Here is a 21,869-nt window from a genome sequence, read left to right as displayed (position 1 = left end):
GGTAGTAGCGGCGAAATAATTGACCATTCGTGGTCCGTGAGTTCGTAGCGGCGGCGCGTCATCATTGCTCCCAATTCGGAAGCCTTGAATCACGCCGAACGCAGTACGCCAAGAGAATTTATGAGTTTACGTCCTAGCCTGAAGGCTTGCCCGGAATACCTGAATGACGGTGACACCTGATCGTTTGGAATCGACCGCCTCGGCGATCCTCGGCTAATCTGCTGACCATTATCACCGACCTGAAAGACTGGAACGCGGCCTTCCGAGGCTGATTTGCGGCCGAGAGCTTTAGGGTGTCGACTCATAACTCTGACACCAGATCCTTGCGGCGACGAGTTTGACAGCAGCAAGATAGTTTTCCGGGCGCTTGTCGTAGCGCGTAGCGATACCTCGAAACTGTTTGATCTTGTTGAAGAATCGCTCCACGAGGTTTCGTTGCCTGTAAACCCAGCGTGAAAATGAGAAGGAGCCCTTGCGGTTTGCCTTCGGCGGGATGTTGGCCCAGGCCTTGCGTTCGGCCGCCTTGGCTCGGACGGCGTTGCTGTCATAGCCCTTATCGGCAAGGAGGATATCACCTTCGCCGAGGCCGTCTATTAGCGCATCGGCTTCAGTGCAGTCGGCAATCTGACCGCCGGTCAGACGGAGCGTGACTGGCCGACCTTCGGCATCGACGAGCGCGTGGATTTTGCTCGTAAGTCCGCCGCGGGAACGTCCCATGCCACCATCGTCTCGATCCCCCTTTTTTCCCGTGGCCGCATGCTGATGAACGCGAACACAGGTCGAGTCGATCATGACGATGTCGCCGTCATAAGCTTCGGACACCGCTTCAAGTAGACGATCCCAGACACCAGCCTTCCGCCAACGGACGAAGCGATTGTAACAGGTGGTGGACCATACCGGTCTGGAACTTCCGCCCATGGCGAGCCTGTTCGGAAGCGCCAAAGGATGCCATTCAGGACCCGCCGGTCATCGACCCGAGGAACGCCGCGAGGGCTTGTTCGGTAGTAGCGGCGAAATAATTGACCATTCGTGGTCCGTGAGTTCGTAGCGGCGGCGCGTCATCATTGCTCCAATTCGGAAGCCTTGAATCACGCCGAACGCCGTACGCCAGCAAATTTATGAGTTTACGGCCCAGGGCAGCGCGCGCCCTGAGCTTAACGCCAGCCGAGGGCAGGGGCGACGTGCTTGAGGATCGCCTCGATCACATGGGCGTTGTACTCGACGCCAAGCTGATTGGGGACCGTCAAGAGCAAGGTGTCGGCTTCAGCAATGGCTTCGTCTTCGGCAAGCTGTTTGACCAGCTCCTGGGGTTCGGCCGCGTAGGAACGCCCAAAGATGGCTTTGGTGTTTTCGTCGATATAGCCGATCGAATCCTGCTCTTTGCCGCCGCGACCGAAATAGGCGCGGTCGCGTTCGTCAACAAGGGCGAAGATGCTGCGGCTGACCGACACGCGTGGTGTGCGGCTATGGCCCGCTTCTTTCCATGCGTCCCTATAGGCACGGATTTGCGCGGCCTGCTGGACATGGAAGGGTTCGCCGGTTTCGTCATCTTTCAGCGTCGAACTCTGCAGGTTCATACCGAGCTTGGCTGCCCAGATCGCGGTCGCGTTGGATCCCGCGCCCCACCAGATGCGCTCGCGCAATCCTTCCGAATAGGGTTCAAGTCTGAGCAGGCCTGGTGGGTTCGGAAACATCGGACGCGGGTTTGGCTTTGCAAAGCCGTCCCCTTTGAGCGCTTCGAGGAACACTTCGGCATGGCCGCGCCCCATGTCGGCGTCTGTCGAGCCGTCCTTGGGCTGATAGCCGAAATAGCGCCAGCCATCGATGACCTGCTCCGGCGAACCGCGGCTGATGCCGAGCTGCAGACGCCCGTCGGCGATCAGATCCGCGGCTCCGGCGTCTTCAGCCATGTAAAGCGGGTTCTCGTAGCGCATGTCGATGACCGCGGTGCCGATTTCGATGCTCTTGGTTTTGGCACCGACTGCCGCCAGCAACGGGAAGGGGGAGGCAAGCTGCCGGGCAAAATGGTGGACGCGGAAATAGGCACCATCGGCACCAAGTTCCTCCGCTGCAACGGCGAGGTCGATCGACTGGAGCAGCGCGTCGCCTGCAGAGCGGGTCTGCGACTGGGGCGAAGGCGTCCAGTGGCCAAAGGAGAGAAAGCCGATTTTTTTCATGATTTTGCCCCGTTGGATATCACGATTTGCCGTGCGATTTGTGATCGACATAACATGGGAAGCGGCATGGGCGGTGAAAAGACGATTGAACGGTCTGTTCACCCTTTGGCGTTGATGCCACTGAATGAACTCACTGTGGCGCCGCCGCCGGTCTTGCCCACGGCAGAAAAAGTATTGCGCAGCCCGTCAGTATGGCGACGATCAGCCACGCCTCGTTGATCGCAAGGACGCTTGCTGCCGTCTGTACCAGCGGATCGAGCGCGGCGATCGTGTCGGGACTGAAACTGCCTGTGCTATCCGCGACCGTGCCGGCTGGAGCCCCGATAAACGCTGCCGTGGCGGCGTCGCCGGCGCGCAACTGATCCCATAGCGTCTGCCCAAGCGGCTCCGATCTCGTGTAGATGATCGTATCGATCATTGCGATGCCAATAGCGCCGCCAAGGTTGCGCATCAGATTGAACAGCCCGCTTGCGTCAGGTACTTGTGCCGGCGGCAGGGTTCCGAGCGCCAGGCGCGTCGGCGGGAGCAGGCAGAACATGATCGCTGCACCGCGCACGACCTGTGGCCAGAACATGGCGTCATAGTCTGAGCGTGGATCCTGAAATGCGCTCATCCCCAATCCAATTGCGAACAATGCGAAGCCTGCGGCCGAAAGCAGGCGCGGATCCGTTCGCTTTTCCAGCGCAACGGCGATCGGTGCGGCGATCAGTTGGGTGATGCCCGTGACCAGCATCGTAATCCCGATTTCCAAGGCGTTGTGCCCTCTGATGAAGGCAAGGAAAACCGGCATGAGATAGACCGAGCCGAAGAGGCCGATCCCCAGCACGAAGCTGAGGGCCGACCCGACCAGAAAATTCCGGTCGCGGAAATGATGGAGGTCGACGATCGGGCGCAGCCTGCGCAGCGATCGGGATGCAAACGCGCTCCCGGACACCAGGCTGACAGTCAGCAGGCTTAAAACATAAGACGAAATCCAGCCGTTCGTCGGCGCTTCCTTCAGTCCCAACTCGAGGCTCGTCAGCGCCAGTGCCATCATGACGAGCGACAGACCGTCGAGATGTCGAAGTTCGGACGAGTCGCCCTTTTGCCGTGGCAGAAACCGCCACGCCACAAACGCCGAGATAATCCCGGGAAGGATATTGATGAGAAACAGCCAGTGCCATGAGTAGGTCGCGGTCAGCCAGCCGCCGATGATGGGGCCGACCGTTGGGGCAAGGACGGCCAGCACGCCTGCAATGGTCGTGGCAATTGCCTGGCGCTCATTTGGAAACAGGATGAAAACAGCCGAAAATACCGCTGGAATCAAAGTGCCGCCGGAAAAGCCCTGAAGCACCCGCCAGGCAACCAGCTCGCTGAAGTCGCCGCTTGCCGCACAGCCGGCGGAAGCGACGACAAACAGGCCGATGGAGGCGACGAACAGCCATCGCATCGTCAAGACGCGCGTGAGCAGGCCGGTCAGCGGTATGGCGACCACCTCCGCGATGAGGTAGACGGTCTGGATCCAGCTCATCTGGTCAGGATCGATATTGATGGCCTCTTGGATCGTTGGCAGGGATGTGGCGACGACCTGCACATCCAGGATCGCCATGAACATGCCGACGCACATCGCAATAAAGCCCACCCAAATCACTGCCGCAGGCGAACGAAAGGAGGGGGGCTCAAGGTGTTGCGACATGCGGTTACCTTGCGATCAGGGGTATTCCAGTCACCCGGCGCGGGCCTTCATTCGGGGTGGTGGAAAAAGGCTTCCAGGCGATAGCCATCAGGATCGATGACGAATGCTGCATAGTAGAACGATGCGTATTCCGGACGTATGCCGGGTTCGCCATTATCCGTCCCACCATTGGCTATGCTTTTTGCATGAAAGCCTCTGACACCTTCCTCGCTGTCGGCAATAAAACAGAAATGCAGTCCGGACTCCATATCAGGCGAAACCGGTCGCTGCGCGAGCTTGATCCAAAGCTGGGGTTGTTCTGCGCCATAACCCAGCCACTTGTCACTCGTTGAAAGCCTCGTGTAGCCCAACGGCTCAAGTGCAGCATCGTAGAACCTGCGGGCGCGCTCGAGATCGGACACGCCGATAGAAACATGATGAAACATTATTCCTCCTACTGGGACGGCAGTCGTGAGCGTTCGAGCCGCTGCCGATTGGCTGCTCGGGGACTGTACAGCGTGATACCCGTAAAGCAAATGACCGCATCCGATTGTCGGTCTTGGCCGGTTCGACCAATGGGGCGATCCGGGTGGGTTGGAGTGCCAATCGCACAGATCGACAGTGCAGGGGAGCGCAAGTCGTCGGACCCTGCTAAGATGCCAAACGACCAAGGCCCACCGCTCGCATCATCTGCGAAGCGGCGGGCCTCGGCTGCGTTGAAGGGATTGGCATGTCCGCATTCGCCCCCAGCTGCGACACGCGGACGGTACTTAATACTAGTTTGCCGCAACCCTTCGAGCGAGAGCCATTACATAGTCGTCGGCTATATCGGCCAAGGTCAGAGCAACCTCTGATTCCTTCCAACCAGCAGATACGGCTCGCTGCACGAAAGCCCGAAAGGCCTGTGCAAGGACTTCTTCGCGCTCGACGACGCGGTATGGATCATTCGCAGGATATCGAGGATTGTTGATCCGGATCGTAGGATTGGTAGGTTCCATGATATTCCCCTGAAGTTGCTACATTTACAAAGGAACGCATTTGCGGGTGCGTTCCGTCCCACTGACTGCACTGCGATTATGCTTCTTTATTAAGGGCTTACGAGGCGCCTGTCGTTAGCTGCGCATCCTAAAACTTGCAGCAGCGTACATTTCTGCGGCGTTTTGAATTTCTCCAGCCGCTCTTGCCGTTGATCGATATTGGCGGGTGCGGCCTAACAAAAGTGGTCGAACAAAACGCACAGCGAGCCGGGGGGGCCGCAATTGCGGGAATTCACTTTATGTTGGGGCAGGTCGTGGATTCCATCGCCGTCGTGACATCGATTTTCGGGCTGAGCCGAACGTATCCGGTCAGATGGAGATCGCGGTCGCGCATGGCCGCGCTGCAGTGTTTGCTGATGGCGCCTTCAACGCGACCGACGCAGTCATGATCGGGGACTGTGCCCGAGCGTTCTCAACCATTTGTCGAAGGATTGCGCGCCCTCTGCCTCGGCCGCTGGCTCGATCGCGTAGGCGAGATAGGATGGCATGGCCACGGTTCTTGCCTCACGTGGGCTGTAGCCGAATTCCTTGCTGAAGGCGCGGCTGAAATGCGCGGGCGAGGAAAAGCCTGCTGCGAAGGCGATATCGACGATCTGTTGTCGCTTGGTCGTATCACTCAACGCTGCATGGGCCGAGAGCAGCCGTCGTCGCTGAATATAGTGGTGGACCCCGCCGTCCGCCTCGAACGCCTGGTAGAGCCGTGTGCGGGAGATGCCCAACTCCCGGCACAAACGATCGGTCGTGAGGTCAGATGACATCAAATTCTGCTGGACGAAGCGGTAGACACGCTCCTTCAGCGGCAGATTGCTGTGCGACTCTGGGGAGGAGAGGTGGGCTGGCGATGACGAAACCCAGGTCAGGATCATGTCGCGGATGGTCTGGACGACCTGCGGAAGTTCCAGCTCGGCCAGCTGCGCGAGCTTCGCCTCCACACCATCCAGATAGTCGATCAGCAGTTTGGCGCGCGTTCCAGAAAGCGCGATGTTGTTCTTGATCTCCGTGGAGGCCGAATGGAGCAGGTCCCGAGGCAGGTAGAGGGACAGGGTCTGGGCGTCCGTCGATCGACCGCGAAAGGGATGTCCCAGACTGCGCAATTCCACCTTTCCAGGCTCGCCCTCGCAAACATGTCCACCGACTTCCGTCCATGTCTGGCCGCTGCGCAACACGGCAATATGCCAGTGATCGATAGGGCTTGACCTCACCTTCGCTTCCGAGCGCATATAGCTGTGGGCCGGCGTATTTTGCTGCACGATGAGCATGCCGCCAAGGTTCCAGGCTGCGTGGTCGGCCGCAAAGCCCGTGGGAGAACCATCCGGGCGGCGGATATCGACAAGCGGGGCGACGTAAGATTGCCAAGCGGCAAATTGCTGTTCCGGTTCGAGTTCGCGCGTAGAAAACCGCAACGGCTTCAATGCTGGTGGTGGTGCCGGCTGCTCTTTGTGCGGTTTCGCTTCGCGAGGAAAGCGACGACGTTCCATCTGCGCAGACCTGTCGCCGACGCCGACATTGGCTTGTGCTGGGGTGGATCGAGATCGTTCATCGTCTGGCAATTCGGCCTCCATCATCGGTCAGGCGAGCACCGCTCTTTCTTTCGCTCCTCGTCAGGTCATCCTTAGATCAACGCCCGGGTGCAGCTTCTTCAAGTTGGGCAGCGACTTCGTCTGCCACGAAATCTGCGAGGACCCCAGCACGGTCAGGTGGATATCCGGGCGTTTGCGCGCTTCGATTGTCAGTTTGGCGAGAAGGTTTATACCGGAGGAATTGAGGAACTCCAGGCCCGTTAGGTCCAAGGTGGTTTTGCCGCCCCCATTTTCGAGCGCCTTCATCGCCAGTGCCTGGACGGGAGCATACTCATCAGGTCCAGACAGTCGCATCGTCCCATCAAAATAGACGGTGCTGCCTTCGGACCAGACACGGTAGGCTTCTTCTCTAATTTCCATGGCGCACCTCCTGCCGTTTCATGCCGGAATTGCCATCGCGGCATAGGTTTCAAGCCTTGTTCGTTCGTGAGGATTGTCCTCCTCGAAGCGCCAGGCAAACTGCACCTCGTAGTCGCTCATCAAGGTCAACAAACCCAAGCCGGACGCCTCACCGGTCACGGCCATGGCGTTTGCCTCGATCTGCCTGATCAGCAGATCGCCCGGATCATTGCTCGTTACCTTACCGAGCAGTTGCTTGAACCTGTCGGCCGTCTCGCTGTCGACGAAATTTGTTACCCTGAGTCGAAAATAATCAGGTTGTGCAATCGCTTCTATCACGACTTCTCCACGAACGCGAAACTTAATGGCGTTCTCGATCAATTCGTTGGCGAGATAGCCAATATCCTGCCTGAGTTGATTGTAGATCCGCTTCGAAGGACGAAACCTCGGCGCCATCATCTCGGCGATGAAATCGGACGTCATGCCGGAGTGCTTCCAGGCAAGATCAAGCGGACCGTCAAGCAAGCGGAGCCGGAAGGCGTGGGTCGTATCGGGAAAGGTGAGGTGTTCCTGTCCAAAGACCATGGTGGTCATGTCATCACCTATGCCGCATCACAACCAGTGTGATGTCATCATGTATCTTTTGCGTTCCGATATAGGCCATCAGCCCTTCGATGATACCGTCCTTTACCTCTTCGGCGGTTTGGCCGTGCAGGCGCCGCGCACTCTGACAAAGCCGATCGATGCCGAACAGCTCGCCACGTGTATTTTCGGCTTCCGTGACACCGTCGGTATGAAGCACGATCAGGTCGCCCTTCTCGAAGGATATCTCCCGAGTATCGACAAAAGGCGAGATATCCGATTCAAGTCCAACCGGCAGGCCGAGGTCACCGGTATCTATCCGCTCGACTTCGCCTGTCTGGCGAATGACGATGAGGTCCTCATGTTGTCCAGAGATCGTCAGTCGCTCACCATCGTAGTCAAGAAAAGACAAGCTGAGGTGCTTATCGGTCCTCGTTCGCTCGATATTCTTGAAGATCGCCCGGTTCAGGTGTGCAAGGAATTTCGAAGGGTCGGTTTCTCCCGCCTCCAGCAAGGCTCGGGCGACCGATTGTACCATCAGCATCAGGACGCCGCTTTCCAGGCCATGACCCGTAACGTCACCAATGCCGATCTTCAGGCTCCTGCCATTTTGCAGGACGTCATAGTAGTCGCCGCCAACCTCGTCGGCAGGACGCATGTAGGCGGCAATATCCAGATGCTCGACGGCGCCGAGCTCGGTCGCGCGCGGCAACACCATCATCTGGATATGTCTGGCCACATCGAGTTCTGCGCCAAGGCGCAGGTTCTCGCTCTTCAGCTGCCTATTCAACGCCGAGATTTCTTCCTTTGCCGCCTCGATCTCCTTTGTCCGCTCCTCGACCAGATTTTCGAGGTTCTCGGTGTGGAAGCTGATTTGTTCGGCCATGCGATTGAAGGCAATCCCGGCCTGGGCGACCTCATCCTTGCTGGTAATCGCCACCCGTACGGAATAGTCCTTCGCTTCAATGCGCTTTGCTGCGGCTGCCAAAGCACTGATGCCGCTGGTGATGCGCTTCGACGCCGCAAATACCGCGGCCGCAACGATGAGCAGTGACACCAGAACTGCGAGGATCTGATAGAGGAGGATACGGTTGGTTGCTCGCGCTATCTGCTCCCTGGCAGCAATGAGCGAGGCATAAATCTCCCGCTCCGGTACGACGATGCCAAGCGACATGACTTCGCGCTGAACCGGACCCTTGACCCACAGATTGGACGGGCGGAGCTGTTTGGTGACCACCAGATAGGGCACGTCTTCGCCATTTTCGCTCAGTGAAATGTGGTGAATGACGCCATCGGCATCGAGTGGAAGAGAGGCAATTGCCTTTTGCGAACTGTTTCGCAGCGAGCGGTCAACCCCTGTCACGCCCTGGTTGGTCGCGTCGCTTGCCGCGCGCAAGCCGATGATCTTTTCTCCGGTTCGGTTGATTGCAGCAACATTGCCGTTGGACATGGCAAGGAAGCCGAAACCGCTTTCCGCGACCTTCACGTGTTCAACAATTTCGGCCAGCTGGTCGAGCGTTATGTCGGCGCCGGCAATCCCGGCCACGTCGCGGTGGTCGGCCGTCCACAGAGGGTGGAAGAAGCTGACGATCAGCTTTCCTGTAATGGCGTCTGTGTAGGGCGCGGTCTGGGTAATGTTTTCAGGAACGGGGCGTGAGGCTGGATTTCGCGCCCATTGCTGCCATGACTCGTAGATGCCCGGAAAGAAGAAGTCCCAGAAGTTCGCCCCATTGTGGCCGGGATAGAGCTTGTCGAAGGTCTGCGCCTGGTCCGTATAGGGAGCCGTTCTAAAAATCGGCCGTTCCTTCGGGCCGATATAGTACATTTGAAGTTTGGAGGCTCCGTTTTGCAGGAGGTTCGGGGCAACGAGATCAAGAACGGCGCTGGTTTCGATGTCGGCCTGCACTTGCGGCAGCGGACGATGATTTTTGTCGAGAAGGTAACCCCAGACACTGACGACGGATGGTGAGCCGGGTGCGTTCTGCGCCCAGCCGCCGGTGCTGTCGAAGGTGACCGTCACAGCGTCGGGATCAGCTTTGGCCATTGCCGCCCCGACCTCATTGTTTCTCGTCGGTCGATCGATCTGCGCCTGCAGCACGCCGGCGAGCGCTTTGACGTCGGAATGCACCTGGTCGAGAAGCAGACCAACCTGCGCGACCGTGGAATCGGTAGAGGAGCGGATATAATCCTGGCTCGCCTTTTCAAGGCCCTCGCCGACCTGAGTGGTCGCATCGCGCGATAGCCGCTGTACATTCCAGAGCGCAAGGCTGCCGCTGACAAGAAGATCGAAAAGCACGGCGCCGCCAACGACAATGATGAATTTCGTCCGAAACGAGCGTAATCCGAGGCTTGGCTTCTTTAATCGACCGGTCATAGCGGCTTCTGTCCCGACGCCGCCCAGATCGGCCAGCCTGCATAGCCCCTCGGGTGAAGCGCGGCAAAGATATGATCTCTGAAACCCTGCCTGAACCGCGCGATGAACTCAGGAGAGTCCCCGCGTCTGACGGACATCTCGCCTGCGTAGACATCCTCCCAGGCTTCGATGACATCGGCGAACTCCTGCGGGTCGCCGTCGAGGTTGGTGACCATGAAACTTTCGATCCTTACATCCTCGAAACCAGTATCCAGCAACAGGCGAGAGCCCTTTGGCCCCATTTCGACATCCATGTCGAAATGGCGAAAGAGCTTGGCAACCTCGTTATAGGTCCACTGGATGCTGTCGGCGCGCGGCTCGCCCAGGCAGTGGGAGTTCTTTTCATTGGTGATATAAACCCTGCCGCCGGGCTTGCAGATCCGATAAAGCTCCCGCAAGAGGAGTTCGGGCCGGTCGAAGATCTGCAGGGAGTGCCGGCACGTCACAAAATCGAACTGGTCGCTTTCGTATAGCGTCTGCGATGCATCGCCATAGGTGTACTCGATATCGCGGACACAGAAGTCTTCCGCAACGGTGCGCGCATAGTCGAGGCTTGCCATGGAATGGTCGAGCGCAACGATTCTGGCCGGGTCGAATTCCTTCCTGACAAGCATCGCGAAATCACCGATGCCGCAGCAAATGTCCGCGATCGCCATGCCGCAGCGCAGTCCGTGCCGTGGCAAAATCTCCCGTTCGTGACGCCAGGTCATTTTCGTCTGGGTCCGGAGAATAGGGATGAAGCTCTTGTCCTCGACAAATGTCTGGCCGGGATAAAAGGCCGAGTCATAGATCTCCATGGAGATATTGGGCGAGAGTTCGCTCAGATGCCGAAACATTTGCGTCGCCCAGGTGACAACACTCGACGTGAGAACGACAATCTTCAACTCCGGCCGTGAACGTGAGGCGTCGACCAGGACCCGCGCCAGGGCGCGGAATGCAGTGCTGTTCATGTGGGTGACGCGTTTCAGATTGACGTAGAACACCCCTTGGACCGTTTCAATCTTGTCTCGCAGCAGCAATAGATCATCCGCGATGTCGGCGACCGAACGGGGCCGAAGAACGCCTGTTGCTGCAAACTCCTGATTGCCGGTGTCGAACTTCGTCGTGAAGACAGGTGAAGAGCTGTTCGGGGTCAATTGAGGAGCCTCGCGAGCGGCAGGTCGACAACGAAGGTGAGGGCGTCGGCAGTCGAAACGCGCAGCTCTATGTCCGCGTCATAGTTGACCGCCAATCCCAACAGGATCGCTTGCTCCAGGGGAGCCGTCTCGTCGGCGATGACCTCCACGTAGTTTGCCAGTTTTCCACTGTGTTTCAGACCCTGGACGAGTTCAGCGTAAAAACGGTGCTGTTGCGACGGGCACGGAAAACTCAGCTCGATCCGCTCGATTTGTTGATGGCGATAGAAGACGCATATCAGTTCACCCTGCTGCGCCTGCGAGCGAAACGACATCTCCAGGAGCTCGTTGAGCGCCGAGGACAGAAGGTTGGAATGGCGCAGCGGATCACGGCGGTCATGGCTGACCATTCGGGCGACATAGTTCGAGAGCTGGTCGCAATGCAGCCAGTCGGACGTGAACGTTGCCATCTCCATTTCCAGATTGAGGAGTTGCTCGAAAGCCGCGTCTGTCGTCGCCGTCGCCTCCTGCCTTTTCAACCTGCACCTCCCTGGCCAATCGCCATCCCGGCTGCCTCCGGACCCGTCGTGCTCCTGGTCCCGCCGCCGTTCCCCCGCCGTCCTTTGCGGGGGGCGATGAATTGGCGAATGTGATCCACATGCATCGGCGGGCTCAGGAAATGCCCCTGCAATCTGTCGCAGCCTTCCTCCAAGAGCCACGCGGCCTGTTCGGCAGTCTCCACGCCTTCGGCAGTGACGCGCATGCCGAGCCCATGCGACAGCGAAATAACAGAGCGCACGATCGTCCGGCTCTTTTCGTCGCTCAGGAGGTCGTTGACGAAGTACTTGTCGATCTTGATGTTATCGAAGGGGAAATTCTTCAGATAACTCAAGGATGAATACTCCGTCCCGAAATCATCGAGGGAAATCTGGATGCCAAGCACGTTCAGAATGTTCAAAGTATCGAGATTGTTGATCGTGCGCTCCAGAAGAACGGTTTCGGTAATCTCGAGTTCCAGGCGTTCGGCGGGAAAGCCGACAAGATCGAGAGTTTGCGACACGCGGTCGGTGAAGCCTGCCGTCAGGAACTCCGCCGGGGATAGATTGACGGCAACGGTGTAGTGGTCTGGCCAGTTCAGAGCCTGCCGACAGGCCTCCTCGAGCGCCCATTGGCCGATTTCGCTCATCAGCCCATCGGCCTCTGCCATCGGGATGAACGCGATCGGGGGGATCACGCCGAGCCTTGGATGGCGCCAGCGCAGGAGGGCCTCGAAGCCCGTTACGATGCGCGAGCGGTCGACAAGAGGCTGATATTCGAGGAAGAACTCGCCATGCTGGAGCGCGACCCTGAGGCTGCGCCTTAGCAATTCGCGTTGTTCCAGCACCACCAACATGCTGGGGTCAAAGGTTCGCGCGCGACGGCGTCCTTCCTTTTTGGCAGCATAAAGGGCGACGTCTGCCGCTTTCATCAATTGCTCGCCCTCATCGCCATCGCGGGGCGCAATCGCAATACCGATACTGGCTCCCACAAAGACAGTGATGCCGTCTACCACGAATGGCTTTTTGAATTCGCCAACCAGCGCGTCAGCCAGGCGCTCGGCCTTGCCCGGCTGCCCTTGCGCAGTCTGTATGATCGCGAATTCGTCTCCGGCAAGACGGAAGGCTGTCTCGTCCGTGCCGAGCACACTGCGGATCCTGCCGGCAGCAAGCTTCAGAACAATGTCTCCAGCGCCGTGCCCCAGTGTGTCGTTGACTGGCTTGAAGTCGTCGAGGTCGAGCTGCATCAGCGCAAGACCGCTCCTGTCGTTGGTCGGAAGAAGCCGCCCCAATTCATCGCTGAACTGCCTGCGGTTGGGCAGCCCGGTCAGGACGTCATGGGTTGCCTGGTGCAGGAGCAGCGCTCGTTCCTGCTCGTGCGCAGTTGTCGTCTCGTTGCGATCGGCTGCGCCGATTTCGACGATTGCCAATCCCTCCTTGGCCGGCAGCAGCAGCAGGTCATACCTGTCGTCGGTTGATACACCCAGCCGGATGGATTGTGGCCGGCCGGTCTTGATGACGCGTTGTACGAGGTCTGCAGAGGGAGGGTTTGCCAGCGCTGGGTAGATATCACCCAACTTCGTTGGCGGCTGTTCACCGAAGCCCAAGCGCGCCGCGAGTTTTTCGGACCAATCGACGAGAACGAGGTCGAGATCCCAAAGCGAGAAGACTGCCTCGGCGCGGCGGAAGAACTCGGATCCTTGTGGAACCAGCTTAGGCCAATTCGCACGATTTTCCGGCATATGGGGTGGGCCTCCTCGTTGCGCCTGCGCCTAAGTGCGATTTATCCCAGCAATACAGAATCAGCTCTTTATACAAGAGCTAGCGCATGCAGTGTTGTAGTCAATCGAAAACGCTACCATAAGGCACCATTGTGGTTCTTCACCTGAATGGCAGATGCGCGATATACGCAAAGAGTGCGCTGGCCGGATCATTTGAGCCACACATGAGGGCAACGGCTGTCGCCGCCAAGAGTGTTCGCGTTAACACTAGCGGCGGAATTCGCGCAGACACTTGACGACCTCCCGGAGTCCTTTGGTGAGGTGCTTGTCCCGTCGCAAAACAATGCCGAGCTGGCGGACCAGGCGCGGCCTGACAGGCGACGTCGCGAGAAAACCTGCGCGCTCTTGCTTCAACGCGAGTGCAGGCAGCAGCGACCAGCCCAATCCTGCCGCGACAAGCTCCTTTATTGCTTCAACACTTCCGAACTCCATCGCAGGCTCAACCAGCAAGCCGGCCTTCGAGAACCACTCATTCGTGGCAGCGCGCGTGTTGCCGCCCTCATAAAGCATGAGAACCTTGTCCTTGAGAAACGCGGCGTCGGGTCCTCCTGCGGGCATTTCGCTGTTTTTGGGCGCCACTGCCAGCAACTCGTCCTCGTAGAAGGGCTCGACTTCCAGCGACCGGCCCGAGGCCGGAAGGGTGACAACGGCGAGGTCGAGCGTGTTGGCCTCGAGATCACGCAAGACCTCTTCGGTGTTGCCGATCCGGACGGTGATCTCAAGCCCTGGCATTCGCCTTTTCGCGGACGCGATTGCACGAGGAAGCAGGTGTATTGAGGCCGTCCCGCCGCTGCCGATCCTCACTCGGCCGGCCGAACCCTCTCGATGTGGCGTCATTGCATCGGCCGCCGCTCCGCATTCGTCCAGGATGCGCCTGGCGTGAATGAGGAGATCCGCGCCGGCGGGCGATGGCAGAGCGCGTCGCCCGACGCGCTCGATCAGCCGAACCCCAAGTCGCTGCTCGAGCAGTTTGACCTGCAGACTGACGGCCGGCTGGGTCAGGCCAACCTTGTCGGCTGCCGCCGTGAAACTCCCCAGATCGATGACGGTGACAAAGGCCAAGAGTTGATCAAGGCTGAATATCATAAAAAATCCTTATGCTTTGCATGAGCATCATAATCTTCATTCGATGTGTTCGCCAGGCTTATCCTTGGCGTTCCGCTGTTTACCTGGCGGATTGCTGTGACAGGAGAGCGAAATGTCGACCGACCTCAGGAAAGAACTGGATTGGAAAAGTGATGCCGCTTCGCTGCGAAGCGCTTTCAGAGGCGCGCTGGCATCTCTATCCTGGCACTTAGAGAAACGTCGCAGCCGACGGGCGATCGCGGAACTGACCAGGGATCAGCTTGAAGATATCGGGATCACGCCGCAAGAGGCTTCGGCCGAGATCGGCAAGTCCTGGTTCTGGAGCCTATGGCCGTAGGTGTCTCTGCCTGTCCGCCATGTGTAATCCTTGAAGGCATCGGTGCGCATCGAGTGCGATGTTGCACTAATGTTTGCGGCATGATGATCCATGGCGATGTTGCCTACGGCCCGTTCGACTTTGCCAAGGACCCGCCGATGAGGCGGAACGCCTAAGCGAGTATTCGGTGTGGATCATCAATATGCGGGCGGCAAATATGTGATGCAGAGCGAAGGCTCGGATACGCTGTCGCAATCGGTCAAGGCAAACAAGCCGCTGGTGGGCAAGGATATCGTGACCTGGTTCGCGGCCGGCTTCCACCATATCCCACGCATCGAGGATTGGCCTGTGATCTCGACCGAATGGAAGACGATCCATATCGAGCCGCACAACGTCTTTGCGCACAATCCGGCCTTGACGATAGCCAAATGACTGCAAAGGGGCGCGCCGCCATGCGCCCCTTTATTTTCCGCGCAGTGCCGGTGCTATCCGCGCCAACCTTCAAGGGTTTCGACGAAGCGTGTCAGCCAGGCGTTTGTCTGATGCGCGTCAAGCGCGCGATGGTCGATCGTCAGCGACACATAGGCCATCGGTCGGATCTGGATGGTATCGACGCCGTCGACCTCGCGAACAACGACACGCTTTTCCACTTTCCCGACGCCGAGGATCGCCGATTGCGGCTGATTGATGATGATGGGGGCAGCGACCAAAGAGCCCGACACACCATGGTTCGAGATGGTAAACGTGCCGTCGCGCATATCCGTGTTGGTAAGGCCGCCCGCCCTTCCACGGTTCGTCAATTCCTGAAGTTTGGTTGCGACCGCAGACAGTGATAGATCTTGCGCCTGCCGGATCACCGGAACCACCAAACCCTTGTCGCCGAGCGCCATTCCGACGCCAATGTTGATATCGTTGAAGATCTCCAGATGGTCATCATGCCAACGGCTGTTGACCTCAGGCACGGCCTGCATGGCAGCTACGCAGGCGCCGACGATATAGGCGGTGTAGGAAAGGTTGACCCCCTTTGCGGCAAACGCTGTCCGGTTGCTTTCCCGATGCTTGATGACTGCGGTGAAATCCGCCTCGAAGATTGAGGTGACATGCGGGGCCGTCGTGACCGATTGCTGCATGTGCCGGGCGATCGAGAGCCGCATGGGTGTATGGGTAATCATGTGCGAGCGAGGGCCGATCGGATCGCGCGCCAGGATACGAGATCGGGAGCTGGATGGCTCTTCATCGCTCACCATTTGCTGCGTTGCCTTGAACGCTGCGTCCATGTCTGAGCGCGTCACGCGGCCGTCCTTACCAGTGCCGGCCACCTTGGCTGGATCGATACCGTATTGCTGGCCGGCGCTTCGAACTGCCGGCGAGAAGCGTTCGCTGTCAGCAGCGCCCGTGTCGCCACAAGCCAGGGGCCGAGCCTCCGGCTGACGACCAGCCCCGGCGGGCGCTTCGGTCAGACGAATACGACCGAGAACCGACCCTGGCACGACATCCGCGCCTGACACCATGACAATCTCGTCAAGGATTCCTGCTGCGGGCGCAGAGATCTCCTGTGTGACCTTGTCGGTTTCCAGCTCGACGAGCGGGTCGTCCAGAGCGACGGTCTCTCCGGGTTGTTTCAACCAGTTGCGGACAACTGCCTTCGTGCCTTCCTGCTCTGCGGGGACCAGGACTTCCGCGAAATCGACCATGTTTCAGTACTCCACGAGCGCCATGATTTTCTGTCTGATGCGGTCGACCGATGGGACCGCCCAGTCGAGCAGGGCAGGGTTATGGGGGCTTGGAATATCCGGCATCGTCAACCGCGATACCGGCGCGTCGAGATCCATGAAGGCCTCATCGGCAACAACGGCGGCAATCTCCGCGCCGAAGCCGGCCGTTCCAAGATCCTCGTGGACGATCAGGCAACGTCGTGTGCGGCGAACGGATGAGATGACGCTTTCGCGGTCCCATGGCATCAAGGTGCGAAGGTCAATGACATCGGCAGCGATAGCGTCAGCCGCCTCCTCGCAACGAGGAACCATTGCGCCCCAGGTCACGATCGTGAGCGCATCCCCCTTGCGTGTGAAGCGCGCCTTCCCGAAGGGAAGGGCGTAATCGTCACCGGGGTAGGGACGGCGTGCCCACGGATGATCGAGCATGGCGCGGTGCTCGAAGAAGATTACCGGATCGTTGCCACGCAATGCGGTGCGCAAGAGCCCGACGGCGTCGTCTGCGTTCGAGGGGACAGCGACCTTCCAGCCCGGTTGATGGACGAAGGCAACTTCGTTCGTCTGGCTGTGCCAAGGGTCGCCGCACTTGAAGAAGCCGCCAGGCATGCGCAGGACGATCGGCGCGGCGAAGCGATTGTTGGTACGCCACCGTATCGTGCCGCAATCGTTGATCTGTTCCGTCGCGGGCTCGGCATATTTCCGGAACTGAATTTCCGGAACCGGAACAAGCCCCGCAAGCGCCATCCCGACGGCGCGCCCGACGATGCCTTCCTCCGAGAGCGACGTGTCGAAGACGCGTTCCTTGCCGAACTTGTCCTGCAGCCCCAGCGTGACCGCATGGACCCCACCCTTCGGACCGATGTCCTCGCCAAACAGCACCACACGCTCGTTGATCGTCAATTCGTGGTCGAGCGTCCGCCTGATCGCCGTGACCATGTTGATGCGCTGGCCGTCCGGTATCGCCTCGTCGCTGCATTCAGGGGGCTGGTAGCCGTCGCCATGCTGGCCACCCATCGTCTGCATTGCGCCCTCGAAGAATACATGCTGCGTGACGGTTCCGACCGGTGCAACGCCACGGCCTTCCGCCTCGAGGCGGGCTCGTTCAGCAACATCGCCTGCCTCCAGCCTGCAGGTTTCCCAATCATCAGCACTCATCACCGATGGAACCAGGTAGTCTCGCAGGCGCGGCAGCGGATCGCGAGCCCATTCCGCTTTGACGACAGCCTCGCTCTTGTAGGACTGCGTGTCCTGGAAGCTGTGCCCCTCCAGGCGAGGGACGGTCAGCCGCAAGAGGGCGGGCATTCGATGTTCGCGTACGAAGCCGACGGCGTGCTGGGTGAGGCGAGCCACATCGGCGGGATTGCAGCCGTCACCTTCGAAGATCGCAAGGTCGCGCCAGCTCGCGAGATTGGATGCGATGTTTCCGCCCGGCGTCTGCAGATCGGAGGGGACCGAGATTCCGTAGCCGTTATCTTCGACGTAAAAAAGCATCGGCAGCTTCTGCGTCGTGGCGATCGTCAGGGCCGACCAGAAGCCGTTTGATGCGACCGACCCATCACCACCAAGAACGACCGCGATCGCCTCACTGAATTCGGGATTCCCCAGCACGGTCGCGTGGTACTGCAGCGCCTGCGCCCAGCCCGCGGTTGGCGTGTATTGGGCGCCGACGCCGCCGCACATCGGCAATGCCGAGGCGCCGTTGCGGTTTGGATAGTTGAAGACCACGCCGATATCGCGGCCATCGGAATAGCCGCCAGCGCGGCCCATTGCAGAACCGAGCGCGTCGGCTGGATCGACCCCCAGCGAGAGAAGCAACGGGCGCGAGCGATAGTAGCCGCAGGTGGCGTCGTGGCGGTTCTTCAGTTGCAGGCCGAGGATGATCTGCGCCATGTCATGGCCACGGGCGGAGAATTGATAGAGGACCTTCTTCTCGGGGACGAGCCGCGTCTCCTCCATCTCGTCAAGAATGCGCGAAAGGTGCAGAAGGTGTGCAACGCGTTGCCAGTCCATTTTCTCATCGGGTGCGTTGCGGCCATGCAATAAAACCGCCGCTGTTGCCTGCGCCATCCTCGATCCTCCCAAATCTCTGATCTCTGAAAAGTTTAGTGCGATCTAGCAGGGACTGCGTTTCAGTTTTGAGACGAAAATGCATCGTGGTGAAACGTTCATTTCACCGAAACGCGAAATTGCGAAGATGCAATTCGGAACGTTGGTTTTGGTTCGCTGATTGGGTCGCGTCGCTGCGACGGGGCGCTGCGTCGGGCGGCAAGAGTGATGGCCAGTCGGGGCGCGAGGCGCCGAGTGGTTCGCCCCGATTTCTTCTCGGCTGCATGCCGAGATTGCAAATTCGAGATGCCTCTTATGCGGTTTTCGAAGTGCTCATTGAGGAAGCAATGAGATATATAATTGTGCAACGCACAAGGAGATATGATATGAAAATCGGCAACAGGATCGGAGAGTTCCTTCAGCTCCGTAAGGCATACCGGGATCTTTCCAGATTGGACGACGCAGCACTGAAGGACATCGGCGTTACCCGCGGCGATATCAAGCGCCTGGTTTACGGTCGCTAAGGCCTCCGGAAGACCAAGAGATCAAGGTCCGCGCGAGCGGGCCTTTCTTGTTTTGGGGGGTAACATCATCTTTGGCGAGGATTGTTGGACGTCCCTCGTTCGTCATTTCAGCTCAAATCTTGCCGGCGACAGGCAATTATTGGAGAGCTTTGTCTGGCTGCTTCACGCGCGCCTCGACCTTTAATTTCACCTGAAGACATGGCTGCGCGCGATGATGTGTCGAGCCCGCATCAGACGCGCGCTTGCGAGTTCTAGCAGTGCGCGAATTGAGACGTGTTAACGATCTGGGCGCCAGAAATTAACTATTTATTAACCAAATCAGAATTAGAAATTGGTCAACGATTTCTTAACCTAGATGACCAAAGTGCTAACAGACGCTCGCTCGATCCGCATCAAGGGCCGCTCCTTCCTGGCGGTCATGCTTTCGCCAGATCTTCCCTTCGATGACTGGCTGGTAAGACTAGACGATCTTGCCGCCCGCTCCGCCGGCTTCTTCCTGGGGCGACCGGTTGTGCTCGATGTCAGCGACCTGGAGATCGACCGGGCGCAGCTCAAGGGCTTGATCGCGGAATTGGCGCAACGCAACGTCAGCATCATGGGTATCGAGGGCTGCCGGCCTTCGCTGATCGGGCCTGGTATGCCGCCGGCACTCAAGGGCGGGCGCCCGGTCTCGGACTTCGAGGTTCCGCAGCAGGAGCCGGTCATCGATGTGCGTACGCAGCCAGCGGCCGTCGAAACCCGGCCAGCGCTGCAATCGATCGTCATTCGCGAGCCGATCCGCTCCGGTCAGTCGCTGATTTTTCCGGAAGGCGACGTCACGATCATCGGTTCGGTCGCATCCGGTTCGGAAATTATTGCCGGGGGTTCGGTTCATGTCTACGGGACGCTCAGGGGGCGCGCGATGGCGGGATCGGTCGGGAATACGTCGGCACGCATCTTCTGCCGCAAACTTGAGGCCGAACTGGTCGCGATCGACGGCATCTACAAGATGGCGGAAGACATAGCGCCGAGCCTTCGCGGGCAGGCCGTTCAGCTCTGGCTGGAAGGCGACTCGATCAAGGCAGAGAAACTTATCTAGGGGCCCGAAGCTGGCTATCACACAGGAGAGAAAGATGGGGAAAGTCATCGTCGTCACTTCGGGCAAGGGCGGAGTGGGCAAGACCACATCCACCGCAGCCCTCGGAGCGGCCTTAGCGCAGAGGAACGAGAAGGTCGTCGTGGTCGACTTTGATGTCGGTCTGCGCAATCTCGATCTTGTCATGGGCGCTGAGCGCAGGGTCGTCTACGACCTCATCAATGTCATCCAGGGCGACGCCAAGCTCTCTCAGGCGCTGATCCGCGACAAGCGGCTGGAGACGCTCTTCCTGTTGCCGGCCTCGCAGACGCGGGACAAGGACAACCTCACCGCCGAGGGCGTCGAGCGTGTCATCAACGATCTGAAGCGCCATTTCGACTGGATTATCTGCGACAGCCCAGCGGGGATCGAGCGCGGTGCGACACTTGCGATGCGTCACGCCGACGTGGCCGTGGTCGTTACGAACCCCGAGGTCTCGTCCGTTCGCGACTCCGATCGCATCATCGGCCTGCTGGACTCCAAAACGGCCAAGGCCGAGCGCGGCGAGCGGATGGAAAAGCACCTGTTGTTGACGCGCTATGATGCCAGCCGCGCTGACCGCGGCGACATGCTGAAGGTCGATGACGTACTGGAGATCCTCTCCATTCCGCTGCTTGGCATTATTCCGGAAAGCAGCGATGTGCTGCGCGCATCCAATATCGGTGCCCCAGTCACCCTGGCCGATAGCCGCAGCGCACCAGCCATGGCCTATTTCGATGCTGCGCGCAGACTGGCCGGCGAGGAACTGCCGGTCGTCGTCCCGGGAGAGAAGCGGGGCATCTTCGGCAAGATCTTTGGACGGAGGGCCGCTGCATGAGCATCTTCAGCTTCTTTGGCAAACAAAGGACCGCCCCGGCGGCCCGCGAACGCCTACAGGTACTCCTCGCGCATGAGCGCGTTTCGGCCGGATCCGATCTCATATCGCTGTTGCGCGAGGAAATCCTCGCCGTCATCGCCAAGCATGTGCAGGTCGATAGTGAAAGGGTTCGCGTGACGATGGATCGCGACGAGCACATGTCGATCCTCGAAATCGATGTGGAGATTCCGCTGGGCTCGAGCGTTCGGGCGGCGTGAACTGAAGGCGGCGCCAAGAGCGCCGCTTTCCTTTTGGGCATGGGAGCTCGACGATGGCGTTATTTCTGCGTCCGCAGTCCGTCCATCAACAGGCCGATCAGCCGGTTCGAGCGATCTCGCCACTCCGGCGACGCCGGTAAGGAATAGATGCTCGAAAGGGCGTGCAGAAGGTCCGTCGTATCGATATCGTTTCGAATGAAGCCCTGATCGGCCGCCGCTTTGAGTAGCCCGTCGGCGGCTCCTCGCAGGATGCCGCTGCCCTCTGCGAACAACGAGGCATTTGAGTCCATCAGGATTTTCAGGCTGCCTGCCATCCCCCGCTTGGCGGCGATGTATCCCACAAAACGATGCATCCATTCTTCCAGCGCAACGTCTGCTGCGTGGCTCGCCGCCAGTTGTCTTGCCGCTGTCGCAAGGCCCTCAAGCTCCCGGCGATAGACCACCTCGACCAAATGTTCGCGTGTCGGAAAGTGCCGATAAAGTGTGCCGATGCCAACACCGGCCCTCCGGGCGATGTCCTCCAAGGAGGTTTCAACGCCGCTTTCAGCGAAGGCGGCTGCGGCGACTTCGATGAGTTTATCGCGATTGCGCCGTGCGTCCGCGCGCAGCGGCTGCAGTATGGGCGGTGCTGTCTTCGGCGGGGCCGAGGCCAAAATGAGCTCCAAGCACTTTCGGGACTTGACGCGGGGCGGCAAGCCACTAACTTAAACGGAGGCGCCTCCGTTTATCCGGGGGGCCTTTTACCTCTTAATCCAGAAGGAGGCAGGATGCCATGTTGAA

The 21,869-nt window shown here is 59.2% G+C and carries 21 protein-coding genes and 1 pseudogene; 6 read left to right on the top strand and 16 right to left on the bottom strand.

The genetic code is table 11. The annotated features are described in order from the left end of the window. Positions 1-288 precede the first annotated feature (288 nt). The 13 genes and pseudogenes from ATY79_RS02775 to ATY79_RS02715 form a co-directional block, all read right to left on the bottom strand. Positions 289-1,062, bottom strand: a pseudogene (locus ATY79_RS02775) (IS5 family transposase). A gap of 92 nt (positions 1,063-1,154) precedes the next feature. After that, the gene (locus tag ATY79_RS02770) at positions 1,155-2,177 is read right to left on the bottom strand and encodes an LLM class flavin-dependent oxidoreductase (protein ID WP_088703029.1); all 1,023 of its coding nucleotides are present in this window, start codon (positions 2,175-2,177) and stop codon (positions 1,155-1,157) included. Between the two features lie 130 nt (positions 2,178-2,307). Beyond that, on the bottom strand, positions 2,308-3,852 hold the full coding sequence (locus ATY79_RS02765) for a DHA2 family efflux MFS transporter permease subunit (RefSeq protein WP_088702982.1): 1,545 nt from the start codon (positions 3,850-3,852) through the stop codon (positions 2,308-2,310). A gap of 47 nt (positions 3,853-3,899) precedes the next feature. Next, positions 3,900-4,277 carry a VOC family protein gene (locus tag ATY79_RS02760; protein WP_088702981.1) on the bottom strand — a complete coding sequence of 126 codons (378 nt, stop codon included), beginning with the start codon at positions 4,275-4,277 and terminating at the stop codon, positions 3,900-3,902. Positions 4,278-4,607: 330 nt separating this feature from the next. Continuing rightward, the gene (locus ATY79_RS02755; RefSeq protein WP_088702980.1) at positions 4,608-4,829 is read right to left on the bottom strand and encodes a hypothetical protein; all 222 of its coding nucleotides are present in this window, start codon (positions 4,827-4,829) and stop codon (positions 4,608-4,610) included. 422 nt (positions 4,830-5,251) lie between these two features. Continuing rightward, positions 5,252-6,346, bottom strand: coding sequence for a helix-turn-helix domain-containing protein (locus ATY79_RS02750; RefSeq protein WP_245312304.1), 1,095 nt, complete (start codon positions 6,344-6,346; stop codon positions 5,252-5,254). A 123-nt stretch (positions 6,347-6,469) separates the two neighbouring features. Beyond that, complete coding sequence (locus tag ATY79_RS02745) at positions 6,470-6,808, bottom strand: hypothetical protein (protein ID WP_088702979.1); 339 nt, start codon at positions 6,806-6,808, stop codon at positions 6,470-6,472. Between the two features lie 18 nt (positions 6,809-6,826). Next, positions 6,827-7,381, bottom strand: a complete 555-nt coding sequence (locus ATY79_RS02740) for an ATP-binding protein (protein WP_088702978.1) — start codon at positions 7,379-7,381, stop codon at positions 6,827-6,829. 4 nt (positions 7,382-7,385) lie between these two features. Continuing rightward, entirely contained in the window at positions 7,386-9,743 is a 2,358-nt protein-coding gene (locus ATY79_RS02735) for a SpoIIE family protein phosphatase (RefSeq protein WP_088702977.1), read from the bottom strand. Further along, positions 9,740-10,918 carry a class I SAM-dependent methyltransferase gene (locus ATY79_RS02730; RefSeq protein WP_088702976.1) on the bottom strand — a complete coding sequence of 393 codons (1,179 nt, stop codon included), beginning with the start codon at positions 10,916-10,918 and terminating at the stop codon, positions 9,740-9,742. Before ATY79_RS02730 ends, ATY79_RS02735 begins: the two co-directional genes overlap by 4 nt. Further along, positions 10,915-11,373, bottom strand: coding sequence for a ubiquinone biosynthesis methyltransferase UbiE (locus tag ATY79_RS02725; RefSeq protein ID WP_189637949.1), 459 nt, complete (start codon positions 11,371-11,373; stop codon positions 10,915-10,917). Before ATY79_RS02725 ends, ATY79_RS02730 begins: the two co-directional genes overlap by 4 nt. 59 nt (positions 11,374-11,432) lie before the next feature. Next, complete coding sequence (locus tag ATY79_RS02720; protein ID WP_088702974.1) at positions 11,433-13,175, bottom strand: EAL domain-containing protein; 1,743 nt, start codon at positions 13,173-13,175, stop codon at positions 11,433-11,435. A gap of 246 nt (positions 13,176-13,421) precedes the next feature. Beyond that, positions 13,422-14,300 carry a LysR family transcriptional regulator gene (locus ATY79_RS02715; protein ID WP_088702973.1) on the bottom strand — a complete coding sequence of 293 codons (879 nt, stop codon included), beginning with the start codon at positions 14,298-14,300 and terminating at the stop codon, positions 13,422-13,424. Between the two features lie 112 nt (positions 14,301-14,412). Between ATY79_RS02715 and ATY79_RS02710 the strand changes: the two genes are divergently transcribed. Beyond that, on the top strand, positions 14,413-14,637 hold the full coding sequence (locus ATY79_RS02710; protein WP_088702972.1) for a DUF1127 domain-containing protein: 225 nt from the start codon (positions 14,413-14,415) through the stop codon (positions 14,635-14,637). A gap of 168 nt (positions 14,638-14,805) precedes the next feature. Further along, positions 14,806-15,048, top strand: coding sequence for a hypothetical protein (locus ATY79_RS02705; protein ID WP_245312300.1), 243 nt, complete (start codon positions 14,806-14,808; stop codon positions 15,046-15,048). A 53-nt stretch (positions 15,049-15,101) separates the two neighbouring features. Here ATY79_RS02705 and ATY79_RS02700 read toward each other — a convergent pair whose 3' ends face one another. Further along, a complete protein-coding gene (locus ATY79_RS02700; RefSeq protein ID WP_088702971.1) occupies positions 15,102-16,310 on the bottom strand; it encodes a 2-oxo acid dehydrogenase subunit E2 in 1,209 nt (402 codons plus the stop codon). 3 nt (positions 16,311-16,313) lie between these two features. Then, positions 16,314-18,398 carry a transketolase C-terminal domain-containing protein gene (locus tag ATY79_RS02695; protein WP_088702970.1) on the bottom strand — a complete coding sequence of 695 codons (2,085 nt, stop codon included), beginning with the start codon at positions 18,396-18,398 and terminating at the stop codon, positions 16,314-16,316. Positions 18,399-18,763: 365 nt separating this feature from the next. On the opposite strand from ATY79_RS02695, the gene ATY79_RS02690 reads away from it, so the two are divergent. The 4 genes from ATY79_RS02690 (at position 18,764) to minE (ending at position 21,089) form a co-directional block, all read left to right on the top strand. Then, the gene (locus ATY79_RS02690) at positions 18,764-18,901 is read left to right on the top strand and encodes a DUF1127 domain-containing protein (RefSeq protein ID WP_007797120.1); all 138 of its coding nucleotides are present in this window, start codon (positions 18,764-18,766) and stop codon (positions 18,899-18,901) included. Between the two features lie 355 nt (positions 18,902-19,256). Beyond that, positions 19,257-19,979, top strand: coding sequence for a septum site-determining protein MinC (gene minC / locus ATY79_RS02685; RefSeq protein ID WP_088702969.1), 723 nt, complete (start codon positions 19,257-19,259; stop codon positions 19,977-19,979). A gap of 34 nt (positions 19,980-20,013) precedes the next feature. Further along, positions 20,014-20,832: a septum site-determining protein MinD gene (gene minD / locus ATY79_RS02680; protein ID WP_088702968.1), complete on the top strand. Its 819-nt coding sequence runs from the start codon at positions 20,014-20,016 to the stop codon at positions 20,830-20,832. Then, on the top strand, positions 20,829-21,089 hold the full coding sequence (gene minE / locus ATY79_RS02675; RefSeq protein ID WP_088690900.1) for a cell division topological specificity factor MinE: 261 nt from the start codon (positions 20,829-20,831) through the stop codon (positions 21,087-21,089). Before minD ends, minE begins: the two co-directional genes overlap by 4 nt. A gap of 59 nt (positions 21,090-21,148) precedes the next feature. Here the strand turns inward: minE and ATY79_RS02670 are convergent, their stop codons facing one another. Then, a complete protein-coding gene (locus ATY79_RS02670) occupies positions 21,149-21,742 on the bottom strand; it encodes a TetR family transcriptional regulator (protein ID WP_088703027.1) in 594 nt (197 codons plus the stop codon). Positions 21,743-21,869 lie beyond the last annotated feature (127 nt).

Origin of the sequence: Rhizobium sp. R693 (genome assembly GCF_002211315.1) — a bacterium.
Lineage (GTDB): Bacteria > Pseudomonadota > Alphaproteobacteria > Rhizobiales > Rhizobiaceae > Rhizobium.
Note: the sequence above shows the minus strand (reverse complement) of the source record. Positions and strands in the feature narration are given on the sequence as shown.